The sequence below is a fragment of the Brevibacillus halotolerans genome (assembly GCF_026891775.1).
Classification (GTDB): Bacteria; Bacillota; Bacilli; order Brevibacillales; family Brevibacillaceae; genus Brevibacillus_B; species Brevibacillus_B halotolerans.
In genome coordinates, this window is sequence record NZ_JAPTNK010000006.1 from 189,014 (window position 1) to 208,076 (window position 19,063).

General features: G+C 37.7%; 16 protein-coding genes and 1 pseudogene. 7 read left to right on the forward strand and 10 right to left on the reverse strand.

Going from position 1 to position 19,063, the window contains the following annotated elements; all coding sequences use genetic code 11:
* Positions 1-78 precede the first annotated feature (78 nt).
* The 6 genes from O0550_RS10755 to O0550_RS10780 form a co-directional block, all read right to left on the reverse strand.
* Complete coding sequence (locus O0550_RS10755; protein ID WP_258426288.1) at positions 79-4,566, reverse strand: hypothetical protein; 4,488 nt, start codon at positions 4,564-4,566, stop codon at positions 79-81.
* A gap of 65 nt (positions 4,567-4,631) precedes the next feature.
* Positions 4,632-4,781, reverse strand: coding sequence for a hypothetical protein (locus tag O0550_RS10760; RefSeq protein WP_258426289.1), 150 nt, complete (start codon positions 4,779-4,781; stop codon positions 4,632-4,634).
* A 185-nt stretch (positions 4,782-4,966) separates the two neighbouring features.
* Complete coding sequence (locus tag O0550_RS10765; RefSeq protein ID WP_050816547.1) at positions 4,967-5,458, reverse strand: hypothetical protein; 492 nt, start codon at positions 5,456-5,458, stop codon at positions 4,967-4,969.
* A gap of 160 nt (positions 5,459-5,618) precedes the next feature.
* On the reverse strand, positions 5,619-6,677 hold the full coding sequence (locus O0550_RS10770) for a hypothetical protein (protein WP_003345403.1): 1,059 nt from the start codon (positions 6,675-6,677) through the stop codon (positions 5,619-5,621).
* 269 nt (positions 6,678-6,946) lie between these two features.
* Entirely contained in the window at positions 6,947-7,201 is a 255-nt protein-coding gene (locus O0550_RS10775) for a hypothetical protein (protein WP_003345402.1), read from the reverse strand.
* Positions 7,202-7,404: 203 nt separating this feature from the next.
* Positions 7,405-7,638 (reverse strand): hypothetical protein, encoded by a 234-nt coding sequence (locus O0550_RS10780; RefSeq protein ID WP_003345401.1) that lies wholly within the window; start codon positions 7,636-7,638, stop codon positions 7,405-7,407.
* A 213-nt stretch (positions 7,639-7,851) separates the two neighbouring features.
* Between O0550_RS10780 and O0550_RS10785 the strand changes: the two genes are divergently transcribed.
* Complete coding sequence (locus tag O0550_RS10785) at positions 7,852-8,853, forward strand: DnaA N-terminal domain-containing protein (protein ID WP_003345399.1); 1,002 nt, start codon at positions 7,852-7,854, stop codon at positions 8,851-8,853.
* 282 nt (positions 8,854-9,135) lie between these two features.
* Here O0550_RS10785 and O0550_RS10790 read toward each other — a convergent pair whose 3' ends face one another.
* The 3 genes from O0550_RS10790 to O0550_RS10800 form a co-directional block, all read right to left on the reverse strand.
* Positions 9,136-9,894: a DUF4309 domain-containing protein gene (locus O0550_RS10790; protein WP_003345397.1), complete on the reverse strand. Its 759-nt coding sequence runs from the start codon at positions 9,892-9,894 to the stop codon at positions 9,136-9,138.
* Positions 9,895-10,084: 190 nt separating this feature from the next.
* Positions 10,085-11,281: a flagellin N-terminal helical domain-containing protein gene (locus tag O0550_RS10795; protein ID WP_003345395.1), complete on the reverse strand. Its 1,197-nt coding sequence runs from the start codon at positions 11,279-11,281 to the stop codon at positions 10,085-10,087.
* Between the two features lie 1,066 nt (positions 11,282-12,347).
* Positions 12,348-12,737 (reverse strand): hypothetical protein, encoded by a 390-nt coding sequence (locus O0550_RS10800; RefSeq protein WP_258426290.1) that lies wholly within the window; start codon positions 12,735-12,737, stop codon positions 12,348-12,350.
* Between the two features lie 61 nt (positions 12,738-12,798).
* Between O0550_RS10800 and O0550_RS10805 the strand changes: the two genes are divergently transcribed.
* From O0550_RS10805 to O0550_RS10830, 6 genes and pseudogenes are all read left to right on the forward strand, one after another.
* On the forward strand, positions 12,799-14,643 hold the full coding sequence (locus O0550_RS10805) for a hypothetical protein (protein ID WP_258426291.1): 1,845 nt from the start codon (positions 12,799-12,801) through the stop codon (positions 14,641-14,643).
* Positions 14,613-15,194, forward strand: coding sequence for a hypothetical protein (locus tag O0550_RS10810; RefSeq protein ID WP_003344961.1), 582 nt, complete (start codon positions 14,613-14,615; stop codon positions 15,192-15,194). The genes O0550_RS10805 and O0550_RS10810 overlap by 31 nt, the downstream gene beginning before the upstream one ends.
* Before the next feature lie 12 nt (positions 15,195-15,206).
* On the forward strand, positions 15,207-15,761 hold the full coding sequence (locus tag O0550_RS10815) for a hypothetical protein (protein WP_003344959.1): 555 nt from the start codon (positions 15,207-15,209) through the stop codon (positions 15,759-15,761).
* Between the two features lie 432 nt (positions 15,762-16,193).
* Positions 16,194-16,541, forward strand: a complete 348-nt coding sequence (locus O0550_RS10820) for a hypothetical protein (protein ID WP_003344957.1) — start codon at positions 16,194-16,196, stop codon at positions 16,539-16,541.
* 284 nt (positions 16,542-16,825) lie between these two features.
* Positions 16,826-17,353 (forward strand): hypothetical protein, encoded by a 528-nt coding sequence (locus O0550_RS10825; RefSeq protein ID WP_003344955.1) that lies wholly within the window; start codon positions 16,826-16,828, stop codon positions 17,351-17,353.
* A gap of 99 nt (positions 17,354-17,452) precedes the next feature.
* Positions 17,453-17,777 (forward strand): annotated as a pseudogene (locus O0550_RS10830) (MFS transporter); the annotation flags it as partial.
* Between the two features lie 413 nt (positions 17,778-18,190).
* Here O0550_RS10830 and O0550_RS10835 read toward each other — a convergent pair.
* Positions 18,191-18,817 carry a fumarylacetoacetate hydrolase family protein gene (locus O0550_RS10835; protein ID WP_003344950.1) on the reverse strand — a complete coding sequence of 209 codons (627 nt, stop codon included), beginning with the start codon at positions 18,815-18,817 and terminating at the stop codon, positions 18,191-18,193.
* Positions 18,818-19,063 lie beyond the last annotated feature (246 nt).

Below are 19,063 nucleotides of genomic sequence, written 5' to 3' on the forward strand. Positions count from 1 at the left end.
GAAAAGACACGCTCGTTACTTAGTAAAAGAAATACCCTACCTCAATATAAGGTAGGGCTTCATTTTCATAACGAAATATTACGGATAACTTGAACGATAAGCTGCCGTCCCCATTAGCATTTGGTCGCGCATGCTACCTACTCGACCTGTGAATAAGCCACGGCCGATCCCATTCCCAATCGCAGTTAATTGTGCTGATGTAGTATTGTTGGTTACATTAGGCAATGCGATATTTACTACTACATCACCTGAACCAACTGTAAAGGACTGATGGGTGTTTCCTTGCGTCAAATAATCATAACGGCTCATGGCTGTTATACCATCTGGCAAATTAAAGGTTCCTACAGGCGATTTCACTTCCTCAAGAATCCCTAGCTGAGCCTGTAGAGATTGTTTGGTTAAATCCCGAATTTCTTGCATATATTTCTTCCGTTCTTCCGGACTCTTTCCATCTATATCCATATCCTTCTTGTATTGCCCGATTAGCTTATTGATGTCCTGAACCTCTTGTTTAGCAGAAGCAATGCGTAGTGCCCTCAATCCAGGGGAATCATCTGATGCGCCTCCTCGTCTTAGCTTTTCTGCCAGGTACGCATTTTCTCGATCTCCCGCTTTCTCTTCTAAATCAATCCGCTCAATGCCAATTTTTGATAGCGATAGATCCTTATAGCGAAGCTGTTCATTCGAAATGCTGTTTTGCAAATCTCGTTTGGCAGACTCTATCTCTTTTATTTGATCACCTTTTGCTTCAATGGCATTCATTTCTGCTAGTCTCATTCGTAAATCGCTGATTTTTGAATTTGTAATTTTTTGTAATGCATTGATATAAGCTTTTGATTGTCTGTCCATGTTGATACCGACCATCAATTCTTTTGCTTGTGCGGCTTGCTCTGCCTGTTGTAAGCCTTTTTGTACAGAGGAAAACTTACTTTGAAATTGTCTTTGTTTCTCGGCAAGCTTGGCCTGATTTAGTTGCTGTTGTCCATCTTCTTGTACAATGTTACGATTTTCTATTTTTTCTTTGTACAGTTTTTCTTCATTCTTGTATTGTTCAGAGTTTTTATCCTGGATGCTTTGCAAGCTTTTTTTGGATTCATCAATGATTTTATCCCAAATTTCCAGTTCCCGATTTAAAACCTCTTCTAATCTCTTGACCTGTTTATCTTTCATAGCAATGAAAGCTTGACTATCAGTAGCAAGTCCGTCTAACTCCGCTTGTAAGTTTTCTTTTTCATTCTTCTTCTGAACCTCCGCGAAGCCATCTTTTACCCTTTCCTTTGATTCATCTGCGGAATAGTCAGATAAAAGACCCTTTTCATACTTCTCATCGTAGCTTTTCTTTGCCTCTTGTTCGAGCTTAGCTTTCTCCTTATTTTCAAGCTTAGACCGGTCAAACTCTTTCAAAAAGTGCTGTTTTTTTATTTCCTGAATTTCCTTTTTTCTGCCACTCTCTTCCGCCCAGGCGTTAACAGCTTCCTCTTCAGATATATTATTCTTGCTTAGATACTCGGCAAGTTCTTTATTATTTGTAAGGTTCGCTCCTTTCTTATTGTACATTTCACGAACCCCATTCATTATTTCTACGGCATTTCCTACTCCTAGGTGTGTATCCTCTCCTCCTAAAATGCGACTTACACCGTTCATAAAGGTTCCATACATCAGATATAGGGTATTTCCTAAGCTAGGTAAACTGAAAACACCATGATCTCCTGCCAATCTTAACGAATTCGCCGCCCCTACCAAGTCATCCTCTTGTTTTTCAGCACTCATCATCTTACGCTGATCTTCTGTAGTCGTAGCATTTATGGCAATTGTCTGAGCAGCTTGAGCTAACGCCAGCACAGCTATTAGCTGCCCACCCATCTTGAAAATATTACTTGCTAAACCACCAATAGCCCCACCTGCTCCTCTGGCTAAGTCCGATGTTTCACTTAGGAAACTTTTAAACTTGTCACCGAGTTTAATATTACCAGCCTGCTCATTCATCCCACGCATCGCATGGGATAATTCCAAATAGATAGCAGAAGAGTTGCGTGTTACTGTAGCACTTTGCCTTAATGAATTTTGATAACTGTCCAAAGCTTTATTCAAACTCGTGATGCTACTAATCGCCGGGGAACCATTTCTGCGTAATTCCTGAAGGTGATTTTCAAAACCGTTGAATTCGGTTTGACTCATTGCACCCAAGCGTGTTACAGCTTTCTTATATCCTGAGTTCGAACCCATTTTTTGGACAAAAGTAGTGCGATCCGTAGCATTTGATACCAAGCTATTTAAAAACGGAGTATGGATAAGCTTATTAGAATCAGGATTCGTTCGTAAGCGATTGGCATAAATCTGATTTCGATTAAATCTCTCCTGATAGGAGACCTGCCCTTTATCTTTCCAGCTTTTTGATTCCTCCATCATCGTAAAGAAAGTAGGAAAATCATCTATTTTCTGCCCCGAGTGGGCAATATACTTTTTAAAATGCTCATGCTGAGCTTTACTCATAGAGTTAAATTCTTGTAGCTGTTTTACAAAGGTTTCATTTCCTTGTAGGTCAGTTGCTTGCTGTCGGAAATTCCTATTATTTCCCTTAAGGCCTTTTCCAAGCAGATTGGTTACTGTAGGATCTGACTCCATTCCTTTAAAACGATTCACGTATGCAGTACGCTCTTTTTGCTTTTTGAAATTCTCGGGAATTCCTGATTTTTGCCATCCCCACTTGATGCCCTTCATGAGCGTGAGACCCAATAACGCGTTTGAAAGTACATCTGCCAAGCTTGCGAAGAGATGGATATTTTTTGTTATCCCATCCGCCATATTCATCAGCATATAGGATACTTTATTGATGGAAGGGGTTAGCTCATTGACTAGCGCATCCAAGGCTACTTCCAGACTTGAATTAACTCGATTCATATTGACGGAAGGATTTTGTAAGGACTGTTGAAGCATTTCCTTAAATTTGGCTTCATCAAAGCCTTGCATCTTACTAATAAATTCAGCATGTGTCTTAGTTAAAAGGGCTTCCTGACTTCCGGCACCTTTCCCGCCTTCTTTTGTACCAAAAAATTCATCAATCAGCTTGTCTCGCTCTAAATCATTACCCAGGGAGGAGAGCTTTGTTGCAAAATCTTTATACAGCGACTCTGCACTTCGATTTTTGGTTCCACCAGTCGCTGGATCAATCTCTTCTGTTTTAATACCTAACTCTTTCGCTTTTGCTCTTCCATTTTCGCTCTCAAAACGTTTCAGAATTTTGTCATAGGTTCCTAGACTTGTATTGTTTTTGATAGCTGCAGCAGATAGCCCTACAAGCATGTCTGCATCTGTTTTAGACCGAAACGTATTTCCTGATTTATTAATCATCTGTAAGATTTGTTCACTATTTGCCGAACCGATTTGGGTTACGGCAGCAATGGAAAGACGTATTTTTTCATCCATCTCTTCCATAGAAAGACCTAGCCCGTTTTTGGTTTCAAGCAAACCGTTGGCGAGTCCCTTCATATCAGCAGAAGGATCTATTGTCTTGATTTGTGCTACCAGTTGAACCAGCTTTTTGATTTCAGCTGGAGATTCAAGTGTTTTACCGCCAATGGAAGCTACTTCAAAAAGCTGTTTAAATGGAAGTCCATAAAAAGAGCTTTGCTCCCGAACAAACTCCTTGATATCATCAACAGCTTTCGATAGCTTGCCCTGATCCACCTGACTCTGTCCGTTACTGGTGTTAATACGATATTCTTTATTTAATGCTAGACTTCGAAGTAGCTTGATTTGTTCTTGTTGAATATTGATAAAAATATCAATCGCCTGGTATAGGAGCGAGGAAGGGTCTTTTGCTCCACTTACCGCTAGATTGTTACGAATTGAAGCGATAGCAGCATTTTGAGCATTGATAGCCGTCACCACACTAGTAGCCGGGGGCACCTCATTTGAAGCAGAAGAATCACCTGCTTTATTCGAAGCTTGCGAACTGGTACCTGCTATACTACTATCTGATGAACGTAACGTACCTAATGAAGACAGGAATGGTGGAACAGCACGATTAAGCTTGTGAAAACGACCAGAGCTCTGTCCAAACTCCTGCAGTAATTGCTCCACTTGTAAATCAAATTGTTCGCGAATTTTTTGGATCAACCTTTTGTTAAGTAGGTTCATTTGGCTGATCAGATGCTTTTTAAGCTTAGGACTTGATTTAATATCTAAAGCATCAATGCTTTCAATTAACTCTTGCAATTCAAGCTGAATACCTCGTTTTACTTTTCCTTGCACCTCATCAGAGACTCTTTGCATCTGGGATTGTAATTCTGGCATTCGCTGAGTGAGTGTGCCAGCCCTCTGCACCATATTCTTGCTTGCAGGCATGGAGCTACTATCCTGATTCATTTGTTGGTATAGCTTTCTTCCCATGTCTCTATTTACTTCTCTGTGAAAGGAGCGTAGGGAATTGTGTGCCGTATTGATCCGAGCAGCCAAATTTCCAAATCGGGAGTCAAGTCGCTCCAGCTCTTTGCTGTATTGAATGGAGCTTTGAATGGAAGCGCGTAGCTCAGTGGCAAAAGTTGCCCTCATTTCATTATTCATCGTCTCACCTGCCTTATAAAATAAAACTCCTGCCCCTCCATTCAGGAGCAGAGCAGGAGTATGTATTAACCCAAAACGTTGGCAAGCCATTCCATATCTGATTCATCTGCTACTTTATAGCCTTCCAGGTAAGTTCCATCTGATCTAGTCTCGGTCTGTCCATGTGATTGATCTTTGGAGGATAGTCCTCCGCCAAACAGGCTTCCAAAGGACATGGTTGAAACCTTCACAGTGAATTCGATATGTTCATTGCATTGCTCTAAATAATAACCCAACTGAGGTAATGTCAGTTGCCAAACCTGATGTTTATCCAGATGACAATAATGAGCTAGTTTAAAGAAAATATCAGCCCAATTGATAGGAGCTCGTGCCTTATACTCCTCATCTTCCTCCTCAGTGGTTACATTGACTTTTTTAATCCATTTAATCCAATCATCGCATCAATAATCTTTTTAGCAGTTTCTAAGTCTACAAAATCAGCTAAGTAATCTGTATCCACATGCTTATAGTAGGGTTTAAACGCCATTAGAAGTACATGTAATAATTCCTCATAACGATCATCGTCTAGCTCTGACTCTGGAATTAAGTTGGCAATAATAATTCCTGAATCAATCGTATTTAACAATTTCATCAATTTTCGGGCATCCCTGATACCGAGAGGAGGAATTGAGTATGTTTTGCCATCACGCAGCCGCACCTTTTCATCCTCTTCAAAAAATACCTTTTCGCGAATGGACGCCTCTTCTTGGCTCAATACTTTAGCTGGTGTTTCCTCCGTTGTTGAAACAGCTTGTTGCTTTTCAACCTGACCGGCTACCTCTTGTAAAATAGCCTCCTCTTTCTCAGAAATCATTTCATTATTTTTTGGAATTGCAAAATTACGATCATCCAAAATAGTGACACCCCCACTTGTGATTTCCCCCATTGGATGTAAAACATAGGTAGGCTAAATGGCGGGGGTAACCAGATAGCTACCTATGCTGTCATTCTAAGTATCTGTGAGTAAATCCGAACACCATTATGGAAAGAACCCCTCCTAGAGGGGTCCCTTTCTAGCAAAGATTTTTGGAATCAGCACTCTGCGCTTCATATCGCTTGATGGTTCCAATTTTTCCGTCTGCACGATCTGGATCGATTACAGTTAGCGTCACACTATGGGTAGATGCTTGCTGACGCTGCGCATCCAATGTAAAGTTCGATTTCACACGGCACAGATACAATTCAGTTTGATAACCCTGAATAGAACCATCTTTTTGTTCAAATTGACCGTCATGAATGACATGTACAGTAAGAGGCATATCCTTTGTTGTAATATCCAATACATCTACTACTTCGTTACGTTTGTAGTTAACATAAATATCTACATCTTTTAAAGATGAATGGAAAGATAACGTGCTTCCATTTACAGTGTACTGATCTTCTTTTGGTGAGGAATTTGCCGTTTTCTTTAACAGCTTGTTACCTTTCAAAGTACGAACAGAAATTTGTGGATCTTTATGAAGGGCAGATCCAAATACGAGATCAACTTCAAATTTACCTGAAGTCTCTTTTACAGTATGCTTCTCTTCTAATACCCACACAAAGCCATCCTCATCGTAGGTTACACCACTCAACGCAACCGGATATACGATAACAACCGTTTTACCTGCAAGAGAATCATCAAAGGTGATTGTTTTTCCTGTAAGTTTAACACTGGATGTTACATCTGTTCCGTTAATTGTGCTCTCATACGCTTTATGGCCTGGACTCGCTACAGACGTTTCAGTAAGGGTTGCTTGATAAGGTGAGGAAGACGGTACCTGTACGTTATCCGTCTGCATTTTATATGTGGCGCCACTTACACCTTCACGTAATTTTGAACCGAGAGCTAATCGTACAAGATTCAAATCAAATTTTGCATCCTCGGCAGTAATGTCAATGGTCTTTTTCCGCAACAGCGTATCCAAAGGAACGCTGGAATCTCCACCTTCAATATCCTGCATATCCAATTGAACGTCTAAGCGCATGTTGTTCAAAGTACCAATTGTGATTAATTCATCACAATTCGGAATTTTCGCCATAAACTTCCCTGCACCTTTAATAAGCATTTTTTTGTTCTTTGTTGTACTCATGTATAAAATCCTCCTCTACTCTTCTCGATCAATGGAAAAAGTAATCTTGTAGTTTACACTTTCGTGCAGATACTATTGAATTGATATTACTTTTTCCATCATCATGTTTCATGGTTCGTATCACAATATAAGTAAAAATGATCCAGCCTTTAACTAACGTGTGTATTGAAACATAGTTTTTTTGTTCATCTTTCATTCCAAGTTTCCTAAGAGAAAACTAGAAGGCTCGAAAGATTTGGTCAGAAATAAAACCATTTTCTAGTAATCTTCTAAAGAAGTCCCCTGTTCTTCATGCAAGGTCGACATCCCTCAATCACCGTTTTAGGAATGAACGACTGTTTACTCCTAGCTTCATGTGGAAATACTAGATACCCTTGCGCGTTCATTACTTTTCCTGTTTTCTCGCCTAAACAGTGTAAACAGGTTTGGGGATTGCCAGATAACCCTTCCGCTATGTAGTTTTGTCTCGCTTTTTCGGTGACATAACGAAAGCCACATTGCACACATTTCTCCCATTGTTGCATTTATTATCCACCTTTTCCTACTTCATCTTTACATTCATTTGATTTGTTTATTTCGAGGTATTGTTAAGAATCTGTTCTCTCGTCTTCTCTTAGGCTATCTATTCTTTTTTGCTAATCAAAGAAAATGAAAAAGATCGCAACCTTTTGCAATGATAGAACCACTATTATAAAAAGGAGAAGCACGAAAATTTCGATGATACATGCTATAGGGCAAGCTCCAAAATTAGGGTATGAAGTTCATCTTTGTTTTCTACAACTTTAGATATAGGAGGCTCGTGTTCTATAAAGCTAACAAATTCTACGATATATTTAGCTACATTTCCATCATTATGAAAATCTATGATTGCAATACCTTTTTTGAATCGGAAAGCCAATCCCATGAATTCGGTATCTCGCCCGTAGGTGGAATTCATCTGTTCAAACAGGCTGTCTAGCATCACGTTCATCTCCCTACTTTAAAGGATGGTTTCTATCTCAATATAAGCGAGTTGCAGTCCTAGTTAACAAATGCTGTCGGTAATCCAAAATATAAAATATTTACACAAATAATCACAACAAATTGTATCCAACATAAATCCCCTCTTCTTTTAAGCAAAGAAGAGGGGTACTCATTAGCCTATTATTTCTTTTCTTAGAGGGGACTCATTTCCATGAAAAAAAAGAAGCAACTAGATCTGAAGCAAATGACATATTATCGTATCGAAAAGACGGGAATGAAAAAACCTGTATCGAGGATTAGAATGGTTAAAGGAAAACCTGTGGAGCAAACATATGATCAAGAGATTTTGCAACGGATTTATTATACCTATGAGGATTTTCAGACTCTTCGTCTTGAAAAGCTAGGTGTAAATCTCCCAATCGATAACAAAGGCTTTACTACGATTAGCAATTATTTTTTAGATTTCTGGGGGGCTGTTATGGGGTCAACAGCTACATCCCTCTATATTCATTTAACAAGGTATTGTTACGGCGATAAGGATTACTGCTTTCCCGATCTACCTACCATCGCTTTAAAAATGCAAATCACAACCACGACGCTCAATAAATATATGGACATTCTTGAACAAAACGGCTTTATTTATCGGTTTTGGCTACAAAATCCTAAGGAGAATAATAATGACTGTGGTATTATCTATAAGGTAAGACGCACAATTCCCATTTTAAGTAAAGAGCTGGTAGAAAAGTTACCAAAGCCTTTTCAGTTGATGCACGATCAATATATTGAACAAGTAATGGAGGTTGCTCACATTGACCTTGCTTCCAGCTATGATTATACGAATGATTTTATGAAGCTACGTGAAAAAGGCAAGCTTGGCAAACTTCCAATCGATCTCTCACCTGCTGAGCGTGCCATATACGCCAAAAAGAGGATTACAACGATTATGGACCAAAGAAGTATAGCAGATGAAAAACTCTGGATCAACGTTCTGGCTTACATCCAACAACGGATCAGTATGAATTCTTTTAAAACCTGGTATGCAGATACATTCTGTGTAGTAAGAGGACAGGAGCTAATCATCTACGCCAAAAATACATTTCATCGCGATTGGTTATCTAGTCGATATAGAGAGCTAATTATGGAAGCATTAATTAATCAATCTAATTTATTTGAAAACATAACATTTATGGCATGCCTAGACGAGAACGAGTAATTTCTCTTAACTGAGTATTGGTATCCTTGTACAAACCTAGGAAGCATAAAAATTTTATAGATCACCCATAAAATTCTTATGAGTCAGGTCTACGTCATCAAAACGTTACAGATAAATTTTTAATGGGCAGGTTATCCACAGAATTTTAACCCATAAAATTACGATCCGGTATGGGCTGATAAAAAAGCTATCGGCACCTGCCCATAAAAAAGCTATGGACATTAATAATACGAAAATCTTTTTCTTTTCCTTACTTATTAATATATAGAGAAATTCATCATTTTACTTATTAAGTGGAATTCTAACCGAAATAGAATTTACACTACGATTTGGAGAATCTTCATCTACACTTATGAATATTTGATATTTTCCGACATCATAATGCATATCGTAGCCGCCATAGGCTTCGTTAACATAAGCCTCAGTAGGTTTACCTAAGCCCTGTCTAATATCATTTTCTGTAAGCGTTATGTTGTAATACGCTGGATCGACAGTTATTTGATTTAATTTAGTTGTTGGTTTCACTTGATTTAATTCCTCTCCACAAGAATCATGGTCATAAAAGAAACTAGCTGTGGTCTCAGGATGATCATAACTAAAAGTCCAGCACTCAGTATTAGAAATACTCTTAGGCTTTCCATAGGTCTTCTCTATCTCTTTGTATGCGGTGCCTAATGGAGTCTTGATATCTTTCAGCTTACCTTTCTCAGCCTGGTCTTTTATAGCGAGAAGTAGCTTGCTTTTGTTCGGATCAAGAGGTTGTGTGAGCTTATCTGTGGATTTATCCGAGGTTTTTACTGTAGTATTTTCTGTGGATTCGTTTGTGGTTGAATCACTTGTTGTCTCCGAAGCAATCGTGTTCTCATCTTTTGTTTTGCTGTTGCTTTCCTTTTCTGACTTCATCCCTTCCGCTGTGTCTTTTCCTTTTTCAGCTTCTGTAACTGCGATGGTACCTTCCTTGTCTGCCTGTTTGGGTGTACCACAGCCTATTACTATTAGTGAGACGGCCATGAATACTGTCAATACATTTATTGCTTTCATAATGTGCCCCCTTCTTACAAGAGAAATCCCTATTTTGGATGATGTAAAATTACGTACATCGTCCACTCAATTGTAAGATATTGGTCATTTTCTTTCAATGAGAGATGGAGGATAACTTGATGGAGACCATCATTTAAACAAAAGAGACCCAGCGCGAGGCTAGGTCTCTTTTGTCTGTATAGACGATCAATTAACGAAGTAATTGAAGTACGCCTTGTGGTTGTTGGTTAGCTTGTGCAAGCATTGCTTGAGCTGCTTGAGTCAAGATGTTGTTTTTCGTGAAGTCCATCATTTCTTTCGCCATATCAACGTCACGGATACGAGATTCTGCAGCTGTCAAGTTCTCAGCAGTTGCTCCCAAGTTGTTGATTGTGTGCTCTAGACGATTTTGGTTTGCACCTAGTTTAGAACGCTCTTCGGATACTTTGTTTAGTGCGTTATTGATCGTTGTGATTGCTTTGTCTGCTGCTTTTTGAGTGGAGATATCAACACCAATTGTGTCATCAGCAGTAGCTGTTTTCAAAGCATTAGCAGCTGGAGCTGTTGGCAGAGCAGCAAGCTTTCCGGAAAGATCTAAATCTTTACCAGTTGCATCCTTTTTAGCGGATGCAAATGCTGCTCCAGATTCCCTCAATGCGTTCAACACATCTTGCTTAGTAGCAGTGATTGCCCCTGGATTTACTTTATCACCACCAGCTTGTGCTAATGTAATAACAATTTTCTTGTTGGCTTCGTCGTATTTAGCCGTTGTTTTTTCAACAGCTTTTGCATCTTTGTCACCCAACGCTGTATATTCAATAGAAAGATCATTAGCAGTAACTTTGCTGTTTACAATAATGTCCGTACCAGCCAATTCTAAATCTGCACCTTTGTTACCATTTACACCAAGATCTTTATTGCTCATGTTGTTGATGCTCAATTTGATGCTTTGTCCTTGATTAGCACCGATATGGAATGTTTTGTCTTCAAAAGATCCATCTAGTACTTTTTGGTTATTGAATTCTGTGTCTGTAGAAATACGTTTGATTTCTTTAGACAATTCGTCAACCTCTGCTTGAAGCTTTTGACGGTCTACGCCTTCGTTTGTGTCAGAAGATGCTTGAACTGCTAGTTCGCGCATACGTTGTAGGATGCTGTGTGTTTCAGTTAATGCACCCTCTGCAGTTTGGATCAAAGAGATACCGTCTTGCGCATTTTTAGAAGCCATTTCTAGACCGCGGATTTGACCACGCATTTTTTCAGAGATTGCTAGACCTGCTGCGTCATCACCTGCACGGTTGATGCGAAGACCAGAAGACAATTTCTCCAGGTTTTTACCTGATGCGCCAGTGTTTACACCTAGTTGACGGTGTGTGTTTAGTGCTGATACGTTGTGATTGATTCTCATGATAATACCTCCGTGTTTTAGTTGTGTAGTCTTGAGCCATCCTATGCCCAAGCTGATATATAATAATCACTCTTCTTGGGGTAGCACATTGTTCAGAGGATCGATGCATATTCACGTGCTTCCACCTTCTTATGCACTTCTGCCCCCTACGTACTACTTCACAATAGAATGTTATTACCGGTGAAAGGGTTCGTTCCTTTTACCTTTTCCTAGCCAGTTAAGCTACTCTTTCCCTAGATTAGTTTAAAATAAGCTTGACTATTATTACTATCGGCATTAGTAGTAGCATCCTTAACAGTTTCTAAAAAAATTTTCTTACAAAACTGCACTCTTATGAAAACGTAAAGATTTACCCCTAAAAAATGTTATTTATTTGTTACTTCATACCTTTATTTGCAACATTTTTAACAACCATTCCCACCTGTTTCATATCTACATTTGTATTGCAATACACTCCCCATCCTTAGGAATCATGAGCTGAATAGAGCTTCTCTTAAATAAAAAGGGTAATAAAGTAATTCATATAATCGTAAAGTATTGATTTGGTGGACCAATCTTTTTAACTGATTTTGGTCAGTTTGATTGCACAAGATTACCTTATAAACAACTGGATAAAGTCTAAAATTGTCTTCATCAATTTCGCATGATTCTATACCAGATTTGAAAGAAATTGCATTCTATCATTAAATTCAGCAACCATGCAGATAGGATTTTATAGAAATATCAGCAAGATTAACTCAAGAAGATATAGAGTTCAATTTGATAGTGCTGATAAAGTTGAGTAGCTACTATAATTGTGGTACATATGGATACGATTAATCACTGCCTAGTAACACGAGTAGATTTACAGAATCGCTTATAAAGTTAATTGTTAACAATCTTATAATATAACGAAACTATTATATTGGAGGGATTTGGAAAGTGAATTTTAGATTAGTTACATTTGTACTTTTACTCAGCTTAGTTAGTCAAACCATTTTAACACCGTTTCAAGCATTTGCTGCTTCAGATGAACTCTCAACCATCAGCAAATCTGAAGCACAAAAAAAGAGTCTACGGACTTACATCAGGGTTCTGAAGAAGATAATTCCCCTGATGACACAACTACTATTCTCCCCACTGAATCCTCTGAAAACAGCGAGGATATAGAATCAGATGAGCAAGTATCCAGAGATACAACTGATTCTATTGAAAAGGAACCCGAAAACAATACAAGTGATACAAATAAAGATAGTACTGTTTTAGAAGAAGTAGAAAAAATAGAAGAATCAGAAGAAACAGAAGCTAATGTTGATGATTTCAAGCAGCGTAACAAACGTGCAATCGTAGCAGTAAAAGAGGAAGTAACTGTACATAAAGGAGAAACAATTGTATTTGAAAGTGATACAGCTATATCAATATCAAGTAATGCAACAAGCTCTAAAAATAACCTGTACCAATATATAAAGTATGACACTAAGGGTGCACCTGTTGAGTTTTTTGAAAATGCTCAAGGTGGAAAATCTATAAAAGGTAAAATGATCGCTACAGTTATTACTGATGAACCTGTAACCTTTACATACCCTACAGAGGTAAAAGTCTCATTTCCTAACACCCCTGCATTGAGGACTGTTGAATTAGAAGGAAACGAAAGCTATACATTTACAAATACTTCAGATTTCAAATTTTATGTGAAAGCTAGAGGAGAAACGAAAAGTCCCTCTCCTAAATATGATTATTCTCTTTATGACTCTGATGATAATTTAATCAAAGCTTTAGTAGCTCAAGGGTCTGGATCTCAAGCAGGTGGGGTTCTTTTAAAACCGGGTGAAAAGGCTGTTGTAACCACAATTTCGGGAGATTCTATTAGATTTGTAGCCCCCTTTGATGCAACAACAGGAGAACATAGTGATACCCCGGCTTTGATCAGAACAGAGTTATCTTTGGATGAATCGTTGACTCTTACCAATATTAGTAATAAGTTAATTCATTTGCAAACGAATGCTTCATCTAAAAATCCTTTTAAGTATGTAAAATACAAAAGTAATGGAGAACCCGGTCTTATTAATTTGAAACATACAACGAACATTTCAATAAGTCCTGAGGAAACGATTGTGGTATCACCTTCGACAAGTGAGCCTGTAACATTCATTTATCATCCCCTTCAGTTCCGCAATGAGGAAGAATCTGATCCTCCTTTTTATGAACAAGTACTGCAAAAGGGTGACAGTTATTATTTTGATAATTTGAGTGACTTTCCATTAAGTCTGAAAGAAATCCGAGTTTCTTCCTCTGATAAATTTGATTATAAAATTTATGATGACGAAGGTAATTTTGTCAGAGAGTTTGTGAATACATCAACACCTCCAAAATTATCACCTAATGGTAGAGCTTTAATTAGTAATGTATCAGATAACCCAATTACCATTTATAGCTATTATAGATATTTATCTTCTACAGACAGCTCTGAACCAGCTCTTGAACGTGTTGTGTTACAGGAAGGAGAAACAATTGAATTTGTTAATATCTCTGATAAAGCACAAAAAATCCGGACGGATACTTCTAAAAAGGATGACAACCTAGTTCATATGGCTAAGTACAAGTCTGATGGTTCGATTAGAAGTGATGCATTTTCATATCTTTGGGGTTCGGTTGTTGGAACAAATTCAAAAGAAAAAACGGTTTTACGAAACGAAAAAATCGTATTTACTAGTATTTCTAAAAACCCAGCTACATTCATTTACAATAAAGATAACTTTTCCATGCGTTATTCTAAGAAGGAAGCTCTCACCTATAAACTTTTACATCAAGGTGAAAGCATCACTCTTTATAATAACACTGATCATGATACGTTACTTAAACCATTTGGGAAACGCGAAAAATCTAAATACAACTACATACGTTATTTAGAGGATGGCAGAACTCAAGAATATGAAGGTTATATTAACAATACAGCGTTACCAGCCCATAGTCGTGTAACGATCACCCTTTTAAGTGAAGAACCAATTACATTCTATGGACCGGCTGAACTTATTACTGAAGCAGCCAGTATGCTCCCAACATACAATACGCTTGAGCTTCATTCATCTCAAACATTAGACCAAGAAAATACCGATACTCTTTATTACAAATTTACAACAAACAAATCAGGATTACATCGCCTGTTTACTGACTCTATAGACGTTAATAGTACTGATATCAAAATATACGAAGATCCTCAGCTAACTACATTAATTACGGAGAGTGCCGAAAACATTACGCTTGGATCCTCTCATTATAAAAAAGCGGAAGCTCTTTTGAGAGGAAACCAAACCTATTATGTTCTGTTGCTAGAGATGTTTATCTCTATGATATGGGATACCTATCAGAAGCTGGTGAAGTAAACGACCGATTATTGGGGTACGCATATACAGATGCTTCTTTAGGCCATAGTAAATATAGTGAATTTACGCAACTGATGCTCGAAGGTGATTCTGTTATTCTATCTTTCGCAGAGCCATCTTTACCCCTAGGGTATTTTGGAACCTTGATAGGAAAAAATGGTAGCAAGATTATTAAGAATACTGGGGAATTAATAAGCAAAACCGGTAAATTAAGCAATAAACTTCTTAAACATATAACTACACGCCATAACTTTAATAAAGTGAAAGATGAAATCCCTTTTCAACTAAAGAAATTGCCTCGTGAGAAAGTTGAAATAGCTATTTCCGGCACAAGTAAAAAACCAAGAAGTTATTTCAACAAAGAATGGTCAAACAAACAGATCGAAGATGCAGTACAGTTTGCTTTTGAAGATGTTGTTAAAAAAGGAAAAGGTGATGGTCTACATCATGTTGAATATTTAGGTGAAAAAATCACTATTTATATCAGTGAAGGATTACCTGGTACTGCTTTTGGTTCACATAGATACACATTAAAAGATTTTGGTTATTAGGAAGGAGTTAATATGTTTAGTATTAATTGTCAATTTGCTTTGTCTGAATCAGAAATTTCCTCCCTTACGTATGAAGAGTTTTTAGAAGATTACGGTGATGATTTCTTAGGGTTGATACTCTTTTCTTTTAATGAGCAGGAATATGGATATTATTGTGAAGATGCTACGGTCCATGAATTCAACTTATTCCGAGAATGGATTATACTTTGGTTTCGACTGTTAAATGATGCTGTTTTATTATTAAAAAAGGAGGGTTATGCTGCTATTAAAACCATAGAGGAACCTGATAACTGGATCGTGTTCAAAAATAGTAATGAAAATGTATTGATTGATTTCGTACTGGCAACAGATAGGATTCCCAATGTAGTCGTGTCTGCTGTTCCTCTTTGTGGCATCTATGATGCTGGATGGGAAAATGAGATTATAAATAAAGCACAATTTCTTTCTGAAGTTAAAACGAAAACAGGCGATATAATTCAAAAGATAGAAAGATTGAATAACAATCTTGCAAAATCAAGTGTAAACTTTCAAAAACTGAAAGAAACATACTTCTTGGCACACTTTTAAGTTTAGAAAACGAGCTTTACTTTATAGTCGCTTCTGATTGGTAGTCCATGATTAGTCTTTTTGTACAAGTCTATTAAAAAAGATCGTTCTCTACCTTAACTAACTACTCTTAGTAAGGAGAAGAGCGATCTTTTTTTGTCGTTATGGACTCGTCAAGAAGCTGTATAGTATATACATAAGGTACAGGTGCTAGACAAATAAATAATAGGTTCCTCTATTATGCAGGAATAAAAGCCGATTAATATCCGGATAAATACGGTATTATTTAATACATATTTATCGGTAATCGCCTTCATATAACCAGAATTAACCTCTGGAGTTGGTGAAGATAGAATATTTGAAAAAACTATTTCCAAAAAAGACGATCCAATAAACTTCTTTAATTCAAATAAGGTTATAAAAACTAGGAAAAATCAAGGAGTTGATTAAATAATGAAACAATTAGAGCAATATATTGAAACCTATCTAGATACAGTTACTGATAGCATTTTAATAAGCCCCTTCGAGTTTCTCCACGGGTTTCATGTAAGAAGCAGCCTTCATCAAAAAAAAGACTTATTATCAGCAGAACAAAAAAGAATTTTATTGAAGTATGATAAGTTATTATTTTACCGCTCATCCGAGATTTATAATCATATGAAAGTCATTTATCATTTCGAAAACTCCTCTATGTCAATTGAGGAATGGTGGTGGCATCTGGATAAAGTAGTGAATAAAACAGTAACGATTGATTTTGAATCACAGATCATTGTCTATAATAGACAGACATATGAATTGTAGAAAGTAACTAAAAAGGACAAAAAGAATTAACTATCTTTTTGTCCTTTTTTATATTATTACGTATAATGCCACTAGAATGTAATTCTCAGATCGGATGGTTATATGTAAATTTATAGAGGTACCTAAACTATATGTCAGATTCAAGTATGTTATTTTTAGATTTAGAAGTCATTCAGTGGTGATTGATAAACGATTAACTCTCAAAAGATGCTATTTACCTGGCATTTACAGATGTAGCTGCTACCACTGATAAAGCATGCCATATAGATAAAAGAGGGATATACATGTTACGAAAAATAGGAATCCAAGAAATAGTACATGAGACACTAGAACTAGATGATTATATTCCGTTCAATGTTTACTGGAAAACTCCATTTGTATTTCCTACTCAATACTGGAGAACTGGAGATTTAAAAGAATCCTTTATAGAGATTGGGATTAATTCAGACTCAGGTGAATTACTCTCCATTACATCACTATTACTACCTTCTATATCTTATGAGTCGCCCACTTTCTTAAATAGTCAAAAAGCTATTGATCAATCTGGCATCCCAGTCTTTGATATGTCTGCTTGGGAAAATATCAAATATATTGATGATCCTATTGATTTCCAATCATTCTTTTTTAATGGAAAGGTAACCATAGTTTTTGATGATACAAATGCAGTAGCTTCTACGTTATCCTCGGAACATTTTACGTTTTATTTTGATTCCAATCATTTTTTGATAGCCTTTGACCTTGGAAATCTTTCTGAAGAGGAAATCCTTCAATTGAGTTCTTCAATTAAATTGAATACACATTGTACCATGTAACGTTATACCGGATTTAATTGCCCTCATTTGTTTAAAGGTTTCTTGTTAACTCATGGAGGCTAGGATGCGGAAAGGATTGACTTAGGTGTTTCGACATTACGCGGCTGGACTCGACTTGCTACAGAGATAGCTCTCGTTGTTGTCTTCGTTTCGCTGTTATCTTCGCTTCTTTATTACTACCACTGATAATTCAAAGTAACTCGCCCGTCGGAATAGCTGTTCTAGTAGTCGCAGCTATTTTGTTGGACATAGAAGTATCCCCAAACCTTGTGCTCAGTCAACGTTCGATTTTTCGTTGGGGTCAGAAATTTGTAGTCGATTAAACAGGCTATTCATGGCTATTTTCTTTTTGGGTGGTGCTATTGGCTCCTCCTCTATCGGAGTATGTGCATACGCCTTATGTGGATGGAGTGCAGCATTATGAATTGGAATAGCTTTTCCGGTCATAGCATTGCTTTATTTTGCAACAGAGAAATCGTTCTTTGATCAAACTTTAGCCGTCAGGATTCGCCTGACTGCATTGAATATGGTTTCTATTTCCATCCGCTGTGGGGAAGAAGGTAAAAAATCCACGTTTAAAACACGATAGCCATAACAAGCAGCATAGCTGGATTACCAGTAAGATAAATGTGATAAGTCACACAATTTCGGAATATTGTCCCTATGTCTTTAACCTTTCTTCTACAAAAAAATCCCGTTTCACTGTTAAAAAGCGAACCGGGATCTCATCCTTAGCAATCAAAATATATACAAAAACACAGTTGCCTACACAAGTCAAAATTCCGGCATTCTGTTACATGCCCTTCTCATTCATGATTGACACGACTCTTTTATCCATCAGCCCAGTTTAATCACACAACTACCTAACACCTTATCTCCAAAAACTAGCTCCAGATGGTCGCCATCTGCAATCGCACCCACGCCTGACGGTGTGCCTGTAAACAGGACATCTCCTTTTCCTAGCCCAAAATGCTCACCTGTAAAATCAAGCAAGGACTGAATGTCAAAAATCATGTCTGTGATATTGCCCCGTTGTACTTCCTGACCATTTTTCAACAGGCTAAAATCTACCTTTTCTAGCTCAGCAATACTGCTAATTGGTGTGCTTGCAGTCAGAATTGCGGAGTTACGGAAGCCTTTCGCCAATAGCCAAGGAAGCTTCTTCTCTTTTAATTGGTCCTGTAAATCTCGCATGGTAAAATCAATGCCTAGTGAAACACGATCGATTAACTCGTCAGCTTTCATTCCTTTTTGATAAGCTTGATTTATATGTACGACCAGCTCCACTTCGTAGTGAATGGCCCCTTGATCATTTGGCAACCGGATATCCTGTCCATCCGCAATCACCTGAGCATGGGTTGGCTTCATAAAAAGAAATGGAGATGTCGGCACCTGATTGCCTAGTTCTGCTGCGTGTAAACGATAGTTACGACCTACACAAAAGATGTTTTGCACTTGTTCCATGTCTTCTACCTCTTTTCTGCTAGCTAAGGAATGAGTCTAGTAACAACGAATCATTGATCAACTTCCTTGCGTTATAGATGTCATTGCTCTCTTATTTTAACACTGAACACAGGGATTTGGTGCATACTTATGAAAATTCTCGGAGCTACTAACTGCAAATGATGTCGAAATCGGAAAGGATAACTCACATTCGTCCTACTCCACTTTTGCCCTATCATGATCGAGCAAATGCTACGTCCTGCCCAA